The 15310-nt window shown below is 59.3% G+C and carries 14 protein-coding genes; 2 read left to right on the forward strand and 12 right to left on the reverse strand.

What is annotated here, in order from left to right; all coding sequences use genetic code 11:
* Positions 1 to 172: 172 nt before the first annotated feature.
* From U9O48_RS15330 to U9O48_RS15375, 10 genes are all read right to left on the reverse strand, one after another.
* Positions 173 to 1372: a nicotinamide mononucleotide deamidase-related protein YfaY gene (locus U9O48_RS15330; protein WP_285146763.1), complete on the reverse strand. Its 1200-nt coding sequence runs from the start codon at positions 1370 to 1372 to the stop codon at positions 173 to 175.
* Positions 1373 to 1465: 93 nt separating this feature from the next.
* A complete protein-coding gene (locus tag U9O48_RS15335) occupies positions 1466 to 2008 on the reverse strand; it encodes a YfaZ family outer membrane protein (protein WP_282493621.1) in 543 nt (180 codons plus the stop codon).
* A gap of 160 nt (positions 2009 to 2168) precedes the next feature.
* On the reverse strand, positions 2169 to 3530 hold the full coding sequence (gene menE, locus U9O48_RS15340; protein WP_324722761.1) for an o-succinylbenzoate--CoA ligase: 1362 nt from the start codon (positions 3528 to 3530) through the stop codon (positions 2169 to 2171).
* Positions 3527 to 4492 carry an o-succinylbenzoate synthase gene (menC, locus tag U9O48_RS15345; protein ID WP_324722762.1) on the reverse strand — a complete coding sequence of 322 codons (966 nt, stop codon included), beginning with the start codon at positions 4490 to 4492 and terminating at the stop codon, positions 3527 to 3529. The genes menE and menC overlap by 4 nt, the downstream gene beginning before the upstream one ends.
* On the reverse strand, positions 4492 to 5349 hold the full coding sequence (menB, locus tag U9O48_RS15350; protein WP_324722763.1) for a 1,4-dihydroxy-2-naphthoyl-CoA synthase: 858 nt from the start codon (positions 5347 to 5349) through the stop codon (positions 4492 to 4494). Before menB ends, menC begins: the two co-directional genes overlap by 1 nt.
* The gene (gene menH, locus U9O48_RS15355; protein ID WP_324722764.1) at positions 5346 to 6122 is read right to left on the reverse strand and encodes a 2-succinyl-6-hydroxy-2,4-cyclohexadiene-1-carboxylate synthase; all 777 of its coding nucleotides are present in this window, start codon (positions 6120 to 6122) and stop codon (positions 5346 to 5348) included. Before menH ends, menB begins: the two co-directional genes overlap by 4 nt.
* Positions 6119 to 7789: a 2-succinyl-5-enolpyruvyl-6-hydroxy-3-cyclohexene-1-carboxylic-acid synthase gene (menD, locus tag U9O48_RS15360; protein ID WP_324722765.1), complete on the reverse strand. Its 1671-nt coding sequence runs from the start codon at positions 7787 to 7789 to the stop codon at positions 6119 to 6121. Before menD ends, menH begins: the two co-directional genes overlap by 4 nt.
* 88 nt (positions 7790 to 7877) lie before the next feature.
* Complete coding sequence (menF, locus tag U9O48_RS15365) at positions 7878 to 9173, reverse strand: isochorismate synthase MenF (RefSeq protein WP_324722766.1); 1296 nt, start codon at positions 9171 to 9173, stop codon at positions 7878 to 7880.
* A 96-nt stretch (positions 9174 to 9269) separates the two neighbouring features.
* Positions 9270 to 9575 (reverse strand): stress response protein ElaB, encoded by a 306-nt coding sequence (gene elaB, locus U9O48_RS15370; RefSeq protein WP_282493628.1) that lies wholly within the window; start codon positions 9573 to 9575, stop codon positions 9270 to 9272.
* Positions 9576 to 9627: 52 nt separating this feature from the next.
* Positions 9628 to 10089, reverse strand: a complete 462-nt coding sequence (locus U9O48_RS15375; RefSeq protein WP_285149257.1) for a GNAT family N-acetyltransferase — start codon at positions 10087 to 10089, stop codon at positions 9628 to 9630.
* Between the two features lie 71 nt (positions 10090 to 10160).
* Between U9O48_RS15375 and rnz the strand changes: the two genes are divergently transcribed.
* Both rnz and U9O48_RS15385 read left to right on the forward strand, forming a co-directional pair.
* Entirely contained in the window at positions 10161 to 11078 is a 918-nt protein-coding gene (rnz, locus tag U9O48_RS15380; protein ID WP_324722767.1) for a ribonuclease Z, read from the forward strand.
* A 64-nt stretch (positions 11079 to 11142) separates the two neighbouring features.
* Complete coding sequence (locus U9O48_RS15385) at positions 11143 to 12147, forward strand: chemotaxis protein (protein WP_285146771.1); 1005 nt, start codon at positions 11143 to 11145, stop codon at positions 12145 to 12147.
* A gap of 129 nt (positions 12148 to 12276) precedes the next feature.
* On the opposite strand, the gene nuoN is transcribed toward U9O48_RS15385, so the two are convergent.
* The gene (nuoN, locus tag U9O48_RS15390; RefSeq protein ID WP_282493632.1) at positions 12277 to 13734 is read right to left on the reverse strand and encodes an NADH-quinone oxidoreductase subunit NuoN; all 1458 of its coding nucleotides are present in this window, start codon (positions 13732 to 13734) and stop codon (positions 12277 to 12279) included.
* 6 nt (positions 13735 to 13740) lie between these two features.
* Positions 13741 to 15270, reverse strand: coding sequence for an NADH-quinone oxidoreductase subunit M (nuoM, locus tag U9O48_RS15395; RefSeq protein WP_282493633.1), 1530 nt, complete (start codon positions 15268 to 15270; stop codon positions 13741 to 13743).
* Between the last annotated feature and the right edge of the window lie 40 nt (positions 15271 to 15310).

The raw sequence follows: 15310 nt of genomic DNA on the forward strand, positions 1-15310 counted from the left end.
GCAGTGCGAAGCACCGATTTCATGGCGGGGCGCGGGGATTGCAAAGGGGGCCGCGCAGCCCCCTTTGCACGTTCACAAGTTGTGAAGCCATTATATTCTGCTGAACATAAAGTGAACGGAACAACCTCTGATGCTTAACTGTCCGATACTGAGGCGCTTAGCCCCGTAAGCATCACTCAATAAACAGCGTATCCACCACATCAATCCAGCCATGATCGCTCGCAACATCTTTCCCATTAAGCCAGCGGCGCAGCATGTTCAGGGCCATCATCGCGCACACTTCCTGACGCACCGGCAGGCTGTAGCGCGTGGCACTCATTTTCACCCGCAGAGCATGGGTGCCCTGCGGCGTGGCGAGGGCAAAGTTGAGATGATCGTCTTCCAGACCCGTCACCGCCAGCGCCAGCCCGGCGAAATGATTCACCCGACGATCGGCCGTCCAGTGGGCGGTTTGCGCCAGAGTCTCTTCCTGAGACGGCACCACTTCGCTCGCCAGCAGCGCGGCGTTGGCCCGCGAGAGCTGCAGCGCCAGCAAACCACCGGTGAACTGCTCGCTTAAGGTCAGGCTCAGCTGACGCTCCTGCAGATGGCGGGCGATTTGCGCCGGTAATCCTTCGGTGCCTTCGAAGATCAGGTTTTCACCCGCCACGCGCTGCACTTCCGGCCATGCCGCCAGCATCGCCGCTTTTTGTGTCGCCGGGCCGGTGAGTTTCAGTTCGATAATCGGCATTGAGGAGCGATAGCCCATCGACACCCCTTCCGGCAGTTCGAGGGGATCCAGGCTTTGCGCCAGATCGCTTTCCGAGCGGCCAAAAGTGGTGAGACGCAGGCAAATCGGCGGCTCGGGCAGCGTGAATCGCTCGCGCAGGCGCGGCATGATCTCCTGCTCGACCATAACTTTAAATTCAGAGGGAACACCGGGGGTGAAGAACATCAGGCAGCGGTTCAGCTTGACGGCAAACCCGCAGGCCGTGCCAACCGGGTTGTTGATAAATTCAGCGCTGGCGGGGATTTCCGCCTGCTTGCGGTTGCTGGGGGCCATCACCCGACCACGATCGGAAAAGAAGCGCTCCATCTGTGTCAGCCAGGCTTCGTGCAGCACCAGCCCTTCACCTTTTGCCGTGGCGGCGGCCAGCGCGCTGAGATCGTCGCTGGTCGGCCCGAGGCCGCCGTTCACAATCAGCACATCCGCATGCTCGCTGCGCTCGCGCAGCACGTTGACTAATGACTCGAGGCTATCGCCGACGGTATTGCGGCGCGTTAAGGGTAATCCCTGCTCAAAGAAAAAATTGGCCAGCCAGGCCGCATTGGTATCGGTAATTTGTCCGTGCAGCACTTCATCGCCAGTGGACAACATTTCCACGCTTATCATCGTGTTCTCCCACGTATTGAGTGGAAACACTATAGCGCAAACCGATGTGGGGGGAAGAAAGAAACAGGTGCGGCAGGACGCCGCACCCGAAAATCAGAAACCTGCGCTCACACCAACGTACGGGCCGTCGGCCAGCGCGTTGTCGCGGTTGCCGTCTTTACCGGCGAGGTTCAGGTAGCGGTAGCCCGCTTCGATAGTGATTGGACGCATGATGGTCCAGCGCGCACCGGCGTTGGCTTCTTCATAGCTGTCGATACCGCTGGAGAGGGAATCCGGAGAGTAGTAGTACTCGCCAAACAGGCCGAAGCTGTCGCCGATTTTCCACTGTAAACCGCCGCCCACTGCCGCCGCGTAGCCTTCGCTGCCGTCGTTCGGGTTGGTGTAGATCCCTTTCCCGCCCACGGTCGCCAGGAAGGGTCCCAGCGGAATGTTCAGACCCAGGCCGAGGCTTGCCGCATCGCCGTCGTCATCGTTATGCGTCCAGCCGCCGGTCATCGCCAGGCCAGAGGTCTCCGTGCCCATGCCAAAACCAAGGTGGGTGTAATCTTTACCCGCCTGGCCGCTGAAAGAAATTGCGTTTGCCGCTGCAGATACAAACATCAGGCCGCTCAGGCCCAGTAATGCCACTTTTTTCATTGTCGTGATCCCGCACTCATTGAATAGATATCCCAAAACCGCGCGATTTTAACCCGTGCGGGCCTGGGATCAATGCGCTATCAGTGCGTATGACGTTTAGTTTGTAACGATTTGAAACTTTCCGGCTTTTTTGCAAGCAGTGTTTAGGTCAATTAACGGACTAGCCTTTCAGAAAAGCATTAACCCACTGCTGTAATGCCCGACGGGAAATTTTGATCCCACCGCTTTTCAGCTCCGCGGGCAGCACCAGCCAGTGTCGTGGCTGCTGGAACCGCGCCAGCTTGTCGCTGACCCACTCGGGAAACTCGCCGATATCGGCGTTTTCGGCGCACTCGACTACCGCCACCGGGCGCTGACCGAACTCGGCGTCATCCAGCGGCACGACAAACACCTGATGAATCAGCGGATGTGCGCTAATTACGCGCTCCAGCTCTTCCGGCTGAATGCCCTCGCCGCCGCTGAAAAACAGATTATCCATGCGTCCAACAATCGTCAGACGGCCATCGTGCAGCTCCCCACGATCGCGGGTGGCGAACCAGCCCTGCGCATTGGCAAGCGGCGCTAAACCGCCGTCGCGCCAGTAGCCGCTGGCCATCGATTTCGCTTTCAGCCAGACCTCGCCGTCAACAATGCGAACTTCACGGCCCGGCAGCGCATATCCCACGTCAGGTTGACCGTCGGCCTCTTTCGCACAAACTGTGGAGGCAAACTCCGTCAGGCCGTAGCCACACCAGCTTCTGATGCCCTGCTCTTGCGCCTTGAGAGTTAGCTCAACGGGGATCGCCGCGCCGCCCAGCAGCACCGCTTTGAGGGCGACGGGGTCGTGGTTATTCAGCAGACGCCAGAGCTGCGTCGGGACCAGCGACGCATGCGTGCAGCCCTGCAGCATCTGCTCCAGCGGCTGTTTTTCACGCACGGTTAAACGGGCACCGGCCAACAGCCAGCGCCAGAGAATCCCCTGCCCGGAGACGTGAAACAGCGGGAGCGAAAGCAGCCAGTCATCGTCGTCGCCATAGGGCATCAGGGAGAGCACGCCCTGCGCACTGGCAAGATGGGCCTCACAGGTGTGTACCGCCGCTTTTGGCAGGCCAGTGGAGCCAGAGGTCAGCGTCATCGACGCCAGTCGCTCTGGCTGCCATGGGGCCGCGTGGCGTCCTGTGGATTCGCGCATCGCAAGCCGCGGCAATCCATCGAAATCGCCGTCCAGCAGCAGGGTAAAGCGCAGGGTCATCTGCGGAATTAACACGTCCAGCAGCGGGCGCGGAAGCTGAGGGTTAACGGGTAAGATTCGCGCGCCGCATTGCAGCAGCGCCAGCCAGGCGAGCAGCGTATCAGGGTGGTTTTGCGCCATCAGCATCACGCCGTCGCCGTCCTGCACGCCCTGCTGCTGGAAGCTGCTGGCCTGGGCATCGACGCGCTGACACAGCTGATGCCAGGTCAGGATTTCACTGTTCAGGCGCAGGGCCGGTTTGTCGGCCTGCTGCTGACACCAGTGTCGCCACGGCCAGTCGGTAAAGCTCATAGCAGCGGCTCCAGCGCCTCAACGTCCACCAGCGGGAGCGCATTGTCCGGCCAGCGACGCACGAGCTGGGCCTGCATCAAATTGAGCGTGTCCAGCCCCGGAATGGTGTTCGGGGTCAGCCACGCGGCAATCCGCGCCAGTTGGGTCAGGCCGAGGCTCGACTCGATGGAGGAGCTGATTACCGCGGTCAAACCCAGCGCGTGGGCCGCCGCGACCTGCTCGCGCACCTTATCCAGACTGCCTGTGAGCGTCGGTTTGATCACCACCGCGCTCACACCCGGCTCGGCGATAAACTCGAAATCCGCCTCGCGCAGGCTTTCATCCCAGGCAATGGCAATCCCCGTCTCCTGTGCAAAGGCGCGCGAGTCGTCACGGGTTTTGCACGGCTCTTCCATAAACGCGATGCGGTTGCGGTAAACCGGATTGACATACTTCGCGAACTGCTGCGCTTTGAGCGGCGTCCAGGCGCGGTTGGCGTCCAGACGCAGACGCAAATCCGGGATCGCCTCGAGCAGCAGATTAACGACCATGCCGTCGCGTACCGCTTCGTACAGGCCCACTTTGACCTTAGCGACTTTCTCGCCCGGCATGGCGGCAAGCGCCACAAACAGCTCGTCCGGATCGCCGGAACAGAGCGGCGCGGCGCGATAATCCGCCGCCTCCGGCAGCGTGCCATCCAGTTCGGCGAGCGCGCAGCTAATCCCGAAGGCAGCAGAAGGCACATCCGGCAGCGCCGGAGAAGCGCCGTCGCGCCAGGCGTTAACCCAGCTCAGCAGCGCCGCCTGGGCGTCGTCCAGCGATTCGAGGCTAAAGCCTGGCAGCGGCGAGACTTCGCCCCAGCCCTGCTTTTCGCCCTGCTGCAAATGGACGAACAGACCGTCACGGGTTTTTAACCGCCGTTCACGCAGCACCACGCCCGCGTCCATCGGTATCTGCCAGCGGTAAACCTGCGCGCGACGCATTACGGGTTCCGTTTGTATTTGCTGAAGTCCGGCTGGCGTTTTTCGTTAAACGCGTTGCGGCCTTCCTGCCCTTCTTCGGTCATGTAGAACAGCATGGTGGCGTTACCCGCCAGCTCCTGCAGGCCGGCCTGACCGTCGCAGTCGGCGTTCAGCGCGGCTTTCAGGCAGCGCAGCGCCATCGGGCTGTTTTGCAGCATTTCGCGACACCAGCGGACGGTCTCTTTTTCCAGATCGGCAATCGGCACCACGGTGTTGACGAGGCCCATATCCAGCGCCTCTTTAGCGTCGTACTGACGGCACAGGAACCAGATTTCACGCGCTTTTTTCTGACCCACGATGCGCGCCATGTAGGAGGCCCCCCAGCCGCCGTCGAAGGAGCCGACTTTCGGGCCGGTCTGGCCGAAGATGGCGTTTTCAGCGGCAATCGTCAGGTCACACATCATGTGCAGCACGTGGCCGCCGCCGATGGAGTAGCCAGCGACCATTGCGACAACAGGTTTTGGACAGGTGCGGATCTGGCGCTGGAAGTCGAGCACGTTCAGGTGATGCACACCGGAGTCGTCCTGGTATCCGCCGTAGTCGCCGCGTACTTTCTGATCGCCGCCCGCGCAGAAGGCTTTGTCGCCTTCCCCGGTCAGCACGATCGCGCCGATGTTGTCGTCGTAGCGCGCATCAGCCATCGCCTGCATCATCTCTTTGACGGTCAGAGGACGAAACGCGTTACGCACCTGCGGACGGTTAATGGTGATTTTGGCAATGCCGTCGACAGATTTGTGGTAACGAATATCCGTGTAGCCTTCGGAGCAGTCTTGCCATTCAACGGGTGCATACAGCATTTGTTCATCAGGGTAGATCATAGGATGTCCTTTGTTCGAAGACGCAGTATCTGCGCCAGACTCGCGGCAACCGCAGCGGGATTGTCCCGGTGGGCGTTGTGTCCGGCATTGGGAATCACATGGCGTTCGGCGTGAAGTTCAGCCGCGAGGGCTGCAAACTTCTCGTCGCGCTCGCCATACACATAGTGAAAAGGAATATTGCTGGCGCTGAGCGCCGCACGTAAATCAGGCTGTACCGCCAGAGAGGTGGCTTCCAGCATGGCCGCCAGGGTCGCGCCGTTGTTTTGGCTGCGCAGGGCAACCAGTTCGCCGCGCTGGGCGTCGGTCAGAGAGGCAAAGACCGGCTGCTGATACCACTCCTGGAAGACTGACGCCAGGGGTTCATCGCGAAAGCATCGCGCCCAGCGTTGATCGGACCGGGATCGCGCCTCTCGCTCTGAGGCGTCGCGCAGGCCAGGATGACCGCCCTCCACGATCAGCCCCGCCAGCCCTTGCGGCTGCTGGCAGGCATGAAACATCGCCACGCGGCCGCCGAGGGAGTACCCCACCAGCCAGTAGTTAAGTATGTTGTAACTAAGAAGCGTATTACTCAGAAGCTGGTTGACGTCGCTGAAACCCGTCACGGCAATAGCCTGTGAACCGCCGTGGCCGGGAAGATCGAGATACAGCTGCAGGTAGTCGGGCAGCTGCGCCCCTACCCTCTGCCATTCGCGGTTATCGCCGGAAAAACCGTGCAGGAACACCAGCCAGGGGAGGCCTGGTTTTCCGGCGCGCATTTCACCGGCGAGGATCATAGATGGCTCACCTGGGCGAGGAGGTTTTGCAGCTTCTGCGCGCCGTCGGAATCGTTGACCACCAGCTCAATCAGCGTGGCGCCCGGCTGTTTCCAGGCGCGGCTCATGGCCTCATCCAGCTCAGCCCAGCTTTGCGGGCGGCGGTATTTGAGGCTAAACATCGCCGCGGCGTGCTCGAACTGCACGTTTTGCGGCATGAGATAGAATCGCTCGCGCTCGCTTTGCGGCGTCGGCAGCAGGGAGAAAATCTGCCCGCCGTTATTGTTCACCACAATCAGCACGAACGGTGCGGAGACCTGGCGCAGCAATGCCAGCGCGTTGAGGTCATACAGGGCCGATAAATCCCCGACAATCGCCAGCGTCGATTTTGCGCTCGCGCGCTGCACGCCCGCCGCGGTGGAGATCAAACCGTCGATGCCGCTTGCGCCACGGTTGCTGTAGACCGGGTAACCGGCAGGCAGTTTTGCCAGGGCATCAATCAGACGCACCACCAGACTGTTGCCGACAAACAGCTGGCCCTGCTCCGGCAGATACTGACGGATGCGGTGCGCCAGCTCGGCCTCGCCAAAACCTTCGCACTGCTGCGAGGTTAACTCCCAGGCCTGGCGCGACAGCGTCGGGATATCCATCGCCCACGGCTGACGTTTTTCTGCCGGATGGGCATCCAGCCAGTCATCGATGTTACTGACCAGACGACGTCCGCGATGGTGCGCCGGATCCAGCCGTCCTTCCAGCGGGTCCACCAGCCAGTACTCTTCCGGCTCGCAGGTGGTTTGCCATTGCAATACGCGCTTACCCGTGAGGCTCGATCCCAGCTGGACCACGATTTGTGCCTGCGACAGTTCTGTCACGGCTTTGGCGTTACTCAGCCAGAGGTCCGCGCAGGGCAGCGGCTGTCCGGTTTGCGAAAGCACGTCGCCAATCAGCGGCCAGCCGAGGGTTTGCGCCCACTCCGCCACCCGTTTGCCCTCGGCGGCGGTCATGCGGCCGGCAAGGACCACGCCGCGCTTTTGTCGCCAGAAGAACCAGTCGCGCTGTTTTGCGCTGTCGAGATGGGTCTGGGCGCGCAGCCAGGGTTTGTCGCTGCGCCACCAGTTGCCGAGGGTTTGCTGCCACTCCACGCCGGTGTCGTCCATTTCACCATACAGCGGTTCGGCGAACGGGCAGTTGATGTGCAGCGCACCGCTGTGCAGCGATCCCAGCGCATGATCAATCGTCGAGACCAGCCAGCTGGCGGGGATATCTTGTGTCGGACGCGGAAGCGCGATGGACTGGGACGGATGAGAGGCAAAAATGCCCGGCTGACGGATCGCCTGGTTGGCGCCGCAGTCGATCAGTTCCGGCGGACGGTCGGCGGTGAGCAGAATCAGCTTTTCGCCCGTCAGCCCGGCTTCAATCAGGGCCGGATAGAGATTCGCGACCGCCGTACCGGACGTCACAATCACCGCCACGGGTGCCTGGCTGACTTTTGCCAGCCCAAGGGCCAGATGGCCAAGACCGCGCTCATCAAAATGGGTGTGATGAATAAACGCCCGGTTTTCTGCCGCCGCCAGCGTCAGCGGCGTAGAACGTGAGCCCGGCGCAATACACACATGCCTGACGCCATGGCGAGTCAGGGCTTCAAGGATCACCGCCGCCCAGCGTCGGTTAAAAGAACTTACTGACATGAAATTGTCCGGTATCAATATTGAGACACAGTATAAATAATAGAGAGTGATTGAATTTTGATATGAATCGGGATTGCGCGACTCAGTATTAATCCATAAGGAGCAGTGTTCTCAGCCCTGCGGCTTTGTTCTCTATCTCCTGCCACTCCTCCTCGGGAACGGACCCACTGACAATCCCTGCCCCGGCGTAAAGCCTGACGGCTGAATCACTGACGCGCGCGCTGCGAAGCGCCACGCAAAATTCACTTTGTGCCAGCGACAAATAGCCCGCCGAACCGGCGTACCATTCCCGGTCGAAGGGTTCAAAGGTCTGGATAAAGTCATGCGCTGACTGGCGTGGCAAACCAGCGACGGCGGCCGTCGGCTGTAACAGCTGCAAACACTGCTCGTCGTCGGCGTCATGTAATTCGGTCCAGATACAGCGGCGCAGGTGTTGCACCTTGCGCAGCCGGACGATTTGCGCCGGGAGCACCTCCAGCGCCTGGGTATGGCGCTGCAACCGCTGGCAGATATCTTCCACCACCAGCATGTTTTCACGCTGGTTTTTGTCGTCCGCCAGCAGCCACTCGCCCAGACGTTGGGCCTGAGCGTCGTCGGGATGGCTGGCGACCGTACCGGCCAGCGCCTCGGTGCGCAGATGCGTGCCGCGCCGACGCCACAGGCGCTCCGGCGAGGAGCCCATAAACGCGCTGTGGGCGTCAAACACCATGCAGAAATGGTAGCAGTTGAGATTCAGACGGCGGCTGGCGGCCATCAGGGCGATGGCGTTCACGCCGCGGTCGAAGTGCAGATCCGTCGCGCGGGCCAGCACCACTTTATCGAATGCACCGCGCTCGATGGTGTCGGTGGCCTGCGAAACCAGCCGCAGCCACTCCGGCTTTTCAGGCAGATGCGTTTCGCGCACTTTGTGCATCGCGAGCACGGTAATGGGTTTGCTCTGACTGAGCTGTTGCAGAAAGGCGCTGGCCTGTTGCGCGTCGTCCTGAAGCGAATGGTCGCTCGCCAGATTCAGTCGCAGCGTCGCCACGCCGCCCAAACGCTGCCATAACAGACGCGGCAGGAACAGATGGCTCTTTTCAGGGCTAAAGGCGTTCAGCCCGCAAATACGGGTATCGTCAGGAAGCGAATGGGTCTTGAGAAACTGGCGGGCGAGCGCGAGTGAGGAGAAGTGTTGCACCGCGCCGATGGCGGCGAGCTCTTCTTCGCCGTTACGCTGCTGCCAGTAAAACTGGGGATAAGATGCCTGAGCGCCCAGCCAGGCCAGGGGATCGAAGGCATCGTTTAACGGGAAAGCAATGTCGATATGGCGTACGCCGGGGGTAGCCGGAAAGTCTTGCGCCAGAAAGCTGCAAAGACGTTCCATCGCGACTGAAATCGAATGCACGCTGACCTCTCCCTGTTAAAACCTCACATTATACGGGGTACTTAGCCGAAAAAGCAGTACCCACGTTTAGGGAGGGGTCACCGTTTGTGCGCAGAATCAGCGGCGAGAGAGCAGAAGCCCCAGCACCAGTCCGACGGCCGCCCCTGCGCCAATGCCCTGCCACGGTTTTTCGTGCACGTAATCATCGGCGCGATAGACCGCTTTTTTGGCGCGATAATAGTAATTATCGGACGCGTTGCTGACGCGGTGTTTCACCTCTTCCAGCGCCCGCTCAGCGCGCGCTTTCAGCTCAATGTACTTTTGGTCAGCCGGATCGCCCGATGAGCGCAGCACTTCTTCCAGCGTTTCGCTTAGCAGCGCCAGGTCGTCGTCGATACGGGAATCCCAGGATTGAAATGACATATCTTTCTCCATGTGAGTGCATCAGTCCCTAACTATAGACAACGACAGCGAATTACGCCTGTTTCGCTTCCCTTGCCATGCCAATGTGCGGAATGCCGTCTTCGTCATACACGTCCGTGACCGGGGCAAAACCGAAATGGGCGTAGAAGGGTTGCAGATGCGCCTGTGCGCCGAGGTATAACGCCTTGTCTGGCCACTGTTTTTCGCAAGATTTCAGCGTTTGCTCCATCAGCGCATAGCCAAGTTTTTCCCCGCGCGCGTTACTGCTGATAATTACGCGGCCAATGACGACCGGTTCATAATCCTCTTCGCTTTTCAGAATCCTCGCATACGCCACCAGTTCGTCATCTTTCCAGCCGAGGATGTGGCGGTTCTCGCCCACCAGGTCATCGCCGTCGATATCCTGGTACGGGCAGGTTTGTTCCACGACAAACACTTCGCAGCGCAGTTTGAGCAGCGCATAGAGGGCGGAAACGGTCAGTTCACTATGATGTAAATCTTGCCACTGGATCATGTCAGGCTCCTTATTGGATTTCATCCCGTTATACTAAACACTTCTCGTGAGTCATAGAGTTTGATGATGTTATGGAACTGATTTTTCTCGGTACGTCTGCCGGTGTGCCAACCCGATCACGAAACGTGACGGCAATATTGCTCGATTTGCAGCACCCGACGCACGCGGGCTTATGGCTTTTCGACTGTGGTGAAGGGACGCAGCATCAGCTGCTACGCACCACGTATCACCCCGGCAAGCTGGACAAAATTTTTATCACCCATCTGCACGGCGATCATCTGTTTGGCCTGCCAGGGCTGCTGTGCAGCCGCTCAATGGCCGGGAACGCTAACCCGCTGACGATTTACGGCCCGGCGGGGATTAAGGAGTTTGTCGAAACCACCCTGCGCCTGAGCGGATCCTGGACCGATTACCCGCTGGAGGTGGTTGAAATCACCGAGGGGGTGGTCTTTGAAGACCCACGCTATAGGGTGACGGCGCAGCCGCTGAATCATCCGGTGGAGTGCTATGGCTATCGCGTGGATGAGCACGACAAGCCCGGTGCACTGGACGCTGCGGCGCTGATTGCCGACGGCATCAAACCGGGGCCACTGTTCCAGCAGCTGAAAAACGGCGAAACCCTGACCCTGGATGACGGGCGCGTGGTTAACGGTCAGGATTATCTCGCATCCCCCGTTCCCGGCAAAAAAGTGGCGATCTTTGGCGATACGGCGCCCTGCCCGCAGGCGCTACTTCTGGCACAGGACGTGGATCTGCTGGTTCATGAGGCCACGCTTGAAGCAGCAATGGAAGAGAAAGCCAACAGCCGTGGGCATAGTTCTACCCGTCAGGCGGCGGCCCTGGCGCGAGATGCAGGCGTGAAGAAACTGATCGTCACCCACGTCAGCTCCCGCTACGACGCCGAGGGCTGCGCGGCGCTGCTCGCGGAGTGCCGGGAGGTATTCGCAGAGTGCGAGCTGGCCCACGATTTCTGGCAGGTTTGCGTTTAGCCCTTCACTTTTCCCTCAGCGTGCCGATAACGATTAAAAGGCAAGCATTTCATTTGAGGGCACCATGGATAATTACCAACAAGATATTGATGACAGGGCGAATCTCACCCTGTCGAACCGGTTTGAACTGTTACTGTTCCGTCTCGGGACCTCAATGAATGAGAACAAGTCTGAACTGTTTGGCATTAACGTTTTTAAGCTGCGTGAAATTGTGCCGATGCCGGAATTCACTAAACCTGCGGGTATGAAATCCCCGCTGATGGGGATGGTGAATATCCGCGATCAGGTGATCCCGGTGATCGATCTGGCGGCAGTCGCAGGCTGTACCCCTACAACCGGTCTGAATATTCTGCTGATTACCGAGTATGCCCGCAGCGTGCAGGCGTTTGCCGTGGAGTCCGTGGACAATATTATGCGTCTGGACTGGAAGCAGGTGCATGCGGCGGAAACCGCCGTCAGCGGGCGCTACATTACCAGCATCGCCAGTCTGGATGAGGGCAGCGATTCGAACAATCTGGCGATGGTGTTGGACGTTGAGCAGGTCTTATATGACATCACGCCAGCGAACCACGAAATGCACGCCACGGATTTGAAAATCAGCAAGTTCAACATCAAGCCAGGTGCGGTGGCGATTGTGGCGGAAGACTCTAAAGTCGCTCGCTCGATGCTGGAAAAAGGGCTGGAGGCGATGAATATCCCGGCACAGCTGTTTATCACCGGCAAAACAGCCTGGGAAAAAATTGGCGAGCTGGCGGCGCAAGCTCAGGCAGAAGGCGTGCCGATTACCGATAAGATCGCGCTGGTGCTGACTGACCTCGAAATGCCAGAGATGGACGGATTTACGCTGACGCGCAAAATCAAGACCGATGAATTCCTCAAGCACATTCCGGTGGTGATCCACTCTTCCCTGTCCGGGAACGCCAACGAAGACCATATCCGCAAGGTGAAGGCCGACGGGTATGTGGCGAAGTTTGAGATTAACGAGCTGTCATCGGTGATCGAGGAAGTGCTGGATCGTTCGATGAAGAAGATTGAAGGGCCGTTGATCAGTCGTAAACAGCTGGCGTAAGCCTTGTGCCGGGTGGCGGCTGCGCCTTACCCGGCCTACAGATCATGACATTTTTGTAGGCCGGGTAAGCGAAGCGCCACCCGGCAATAAAAAACCCGCCGAAGCGGGTTTTTTTATGTCTGCCACCTGTTACATCAGCGGCATCGCATGCTGCACCAGGGTGATCAGCGGCTGCGGGTAGATACCGAAGATCAGCACCAGCAGCGCGGAGATCAGCACCACAATACCGCCGGCGCTGTACTGCCAGTTGGTAGGCGCATCGCGGTTCAGCTGCTGCGGCGCGTTCAGGTACAGACTCACGGCGACACGCAGGTAGTAGTACAGACCGATGGCGGAACCGATAACCACCGCCGCGGTCAGCCACCACAGACCCGCCTGCACACCGACGGCCAGCACGTAGAACTTACCGATAAAGCCGAGCGTCATCGGGATACCCGCCAGAGACAGCATCATCACGGTCATCACCGCGGACAGAATCGGACGGTGCCAGAACAGACCACGGTAGGAGTACAGTGAATCTGCATCCGGGCCACGGTACGGGCTGGACATCAGACTCACCACGCCGAACGCGCCGAGGCTGCTGAACAGGTAACCGGCCAGGTAAACCCCGACGGTTTCCATCGACATCGAACCGCTCTGCAGCGCAATCAGCGCCACCAGCAGATAGCCCAGGTGAGAGATAGACGAGTAACCCAGCAGACGCTTGATGTTGGTCTGGCTGAGCGCCATCAGGTTACCGAAGATGATCGAGGCGAAGGCGATAATGCCCAGCACCACGCGCACCGCTTCGCTGTCGCCAACCGGCGCGTACAGGAACAGACGCATCACCACGCCGAAGATAGCGATTTTGCTCGCCGTCGCCAGGAAGGTGGAAACCGGAGCCGGAGCACCCTGATACACGTCTGGCGTCCACAGGTGGAACGGAACCAGAGAGAGTTTAAAGCCGAGGCCAACAATCATCATGCCCAGACCCGCCAGCAGCAGCGGTTCGTGCAGCATGTTGTCGCCGAGGCTCTTGCCGAGCGCCAGGAAAGAGAGGTTACCGGACTGCGCATACAGCAGCGCCATACCAAACAGCAGGAATGACGAGGCCGCAGCAGACAGGATCATGTACTTGATAGCAGCTTCCAGAGAACGCTTCTGACGGAACGCATAACCAATCAGGCCGAACAGCGGGAGAGAGATCAACTCAATACCGAGGAACAGGGCCGCGAGATGGTTAGCGTTCGCCAGCAGGATCCCGCCGAGAGCGGCAATCAGAACCAGCAGGTAAAACTCTTCTTTGTTGTCGTTGTAGCCTTCAAGCCACGGGTAGGCAAAGGTACAGGTCGCGAGGCTCGCCAGCAGAACCAGCCCGGTGTACAGCATCGCAAAACCGTCAACGCGCATCAGCGGGGTGACATCCATCGCGCCCGCCTGGCCAACAAACCAGAGGGAGACTAACGCAGCGTTCAGACCCAAAACCGACAGCGTGGCATTCAGGAAGTGATTGCGTCGCCACGCAATGGAGAGCATCACAACCACCACCGTCAATCCGACGATCAGCAGCGGTAGCAGCGCGATCAGTTGTTGTGGAGTTATTGTCATGGCGAATTACAGCCTTGTATTAGAAGCAGAATTAACAAACCACTGCTGGATGTTACCCATCGCGGAATGCGAGGTATCCAGAATCGGCTGCGGATAGAAGCCCAGCAGCACCAGCAGTACGACCAGCAACAGAACGAGGAACAGTTCGCGCGGCGACATCCCCGGCAGCTCTTGCTCCGCGATTTGGCTCTTCGCTTTACCGAAGTAAGCGCGATGCAGCATCGCCAGCGAGTACACGGACGCGAAGACCAGGCCGAAAGTGGAGACCACGGTAATCACCGGAACCACTTTGAAGCTGCCGAACAGAATCATGAATTCGCCGACAAAGTTACCGGTGCCCGGCATCCCCAGCGTCGCGACTGCGAAGAACATCGACAGAGCTGGCAGCCACTTAATTTTGCTCCACAGACCGCCCATCATGCGCATGTCACGGGTATGCAGACGTTCGTAAAGCTGACCGCAGAGGATGAAGAGACCCGCCGCAGAAAGACCGTGAGCAATCATCTGAATCACCGCGCCCTGGTACGCCAGCTGGCTGCCGGTGTAGATGGCAATCAGCACGAAGCCCATGTGGGAAACGGAGGTGTACGCGATAAGACGTTTGATGTCGTACTGCGTGAATGCCATCCATGCGCCGTAGAAGATACCGATCACACCGAGCCACATCGCAATAGGCGCGAACTCAGCGGAGGCGTTCGGGAACAGCGGCAGCGCAAAGCGCAGCAGACCGTAGGCCGCGGTTTTCAGCAAGATCCCCGCCAGGTCAACGGAACCTGCCGTTGGTGCCTGGGAGTGCGCGTCTGGCAGCCAGCCGTGCAGCGGAACCACCGGCATTTTCACCGCAAACGCGATGAAGAAGCCCAGCATCAGCAGGTATTCCACGCCGTGAGACATTGGCGTTTTCAGCAGCGCTTCGTAGTTGAAGGTCCAGACGCCGGTCGCGTTGTAGTGCACGAACACCAGGCCCAGGATCGCAATCAACATCACCAGACCACTCGCCTGGGTGTAGATGAAGAACTTGGTTGCCGCCGTGATACGCGTTTTACCGTCGGATGCCTTATGGCCCCACAGCGCGATCAGGAAGTACATCGGCACCAGCATCATTTCCCAGAAGAAGAAGAACAGGAACATGTCGATGGCAAGGAACACGCCGATCACGCCGCCCAGGATCCACATCAGGTTCAGGTGGAAGAATCCCTGGTATTTTTGAATCTCATTCCAGGAACACAGTACCGCCAGAACGCCAAGCAGGCCGGTCAGCACCACCATCAGCAGCGACAGGCCGTCGAGCGCGAGGTGGATCGTGATACCAAAGCGCGGTATCCACGGCAGGATAAATTCAGACTGCCACTGCGGGATGCCCGCAGACTGGGTCAGTGAATAGCCGCCCTGCAACCAGAGTTGCAGACCAAGTGCAAGCGTCAATCCCATGGTGATCAGCGCAATCCAGCGCGGCATCTTCACGCCAAAGCGTTCGGTCTGCCAGCACAGGAACCCACCAATGAAGGGAATTAATATTAGCCAGGGTAGTAACATGGCGATTTTTATTCCTTTTTAAGGCCCCAGCCGGGGCCGA

The organism is Lelliottia sp. JS-SCA-14, assembly GCF_035593345.1.
Classification (GTDB): domain Bacteria; phylum Pseudomonadota; class Gammaproteobacteria; order Enterobacterales; family Enterobacteriaceae; genus Enterobacter; species Enterobacter wanjuensis.

Bases quoted from the DNA above. Each gene is read 5' to 3' on its own strand.
- rnz (WP_324722767.1), top strand. From the start codon at position 10,161: ATGGAACTGATTTTTCTCGGTACGTCTGCCGGTGTGCCAACCCGATCA.
- menE (WP_324722761.1), bottom strand. From the start codon at position 3,530: ATGAGCTTTACCGACTGGCCGTGGCGACACTGGTGTCAGCAGCAGGCC.
- menH (WP_324722764.1), bottom strand. From the start codon at position 6,122: ATGATCCTCGCCGGTGAAATGCGCGCCGGAAAACCAGGCCTCCCCTGG.
- menC (WP_324722762.1), bottom strand. From the start codon at position 4,492: ATGCGTCGCGCGCAGGTTTACCGCTGGCAGATACCGATGGACGCGGGC.
- nuoM (WP_282493633.1), bottom strand. From the start codon at position 15,270: ATGTTACTACCCTGGCTAATATTAATTCCCTTCATTGGTGGGTTCCTG.
- U9O48_RS15375 (WP_285149257.1), bottom strand. From the start codon at position 10,089: ATGATCCAGTGGCAAGATTTACATCATAGTGAACTGACCGTTTCCGCC.
- menD (WP_324722765.1), bottom strand. From the start codon at position 7,789: ATGTCAGTAAGTTCTTTTAACCGACGCTGGGCGGCGGTGATCCTTGAA.
- U9O48_RS15385 (WP_285146771.1), top strand. From the start codon at position 11,143: ATGGATAATTACCAACAAGATATTGATGACAGGGCGAATCTCACCCTG.
- U9O48_RS15335 (WP_282493621.1), bottom strand. From the start codon at position 2,008: ATGAAAAAAGTGGCATTACTGGGCCTGAGCGGCCTGATGTTTGTATCT.
- elaB (WP_282493628.1), bottom strand. From the start codon at position 9,575: ATGTCATTTCAATCCTGGGATTCCCGTATCGACGACGACCTGGCGCTG.
- menB (WP_324722763.1), bottom strand. From the start codon at position 5,349: ATGATCTACCCTGATGAACAAATGCTGTATGCACCCGTTGAATGGCAA.
- nuoN (WP_282493632.1), bottom strand. From the start codon at position 13,734: ATGACAATAACTCCACAACAACTGATCGCGCTGCTACCGCTGCTGATC.
- U9O48_RS15330 (WP_285146763.1), bottom strand. From the start codon at position 1,372: ATGATAAGCGTGGAAATGTTGTCCACTGGCGATGAAGTGCTGCACGGA.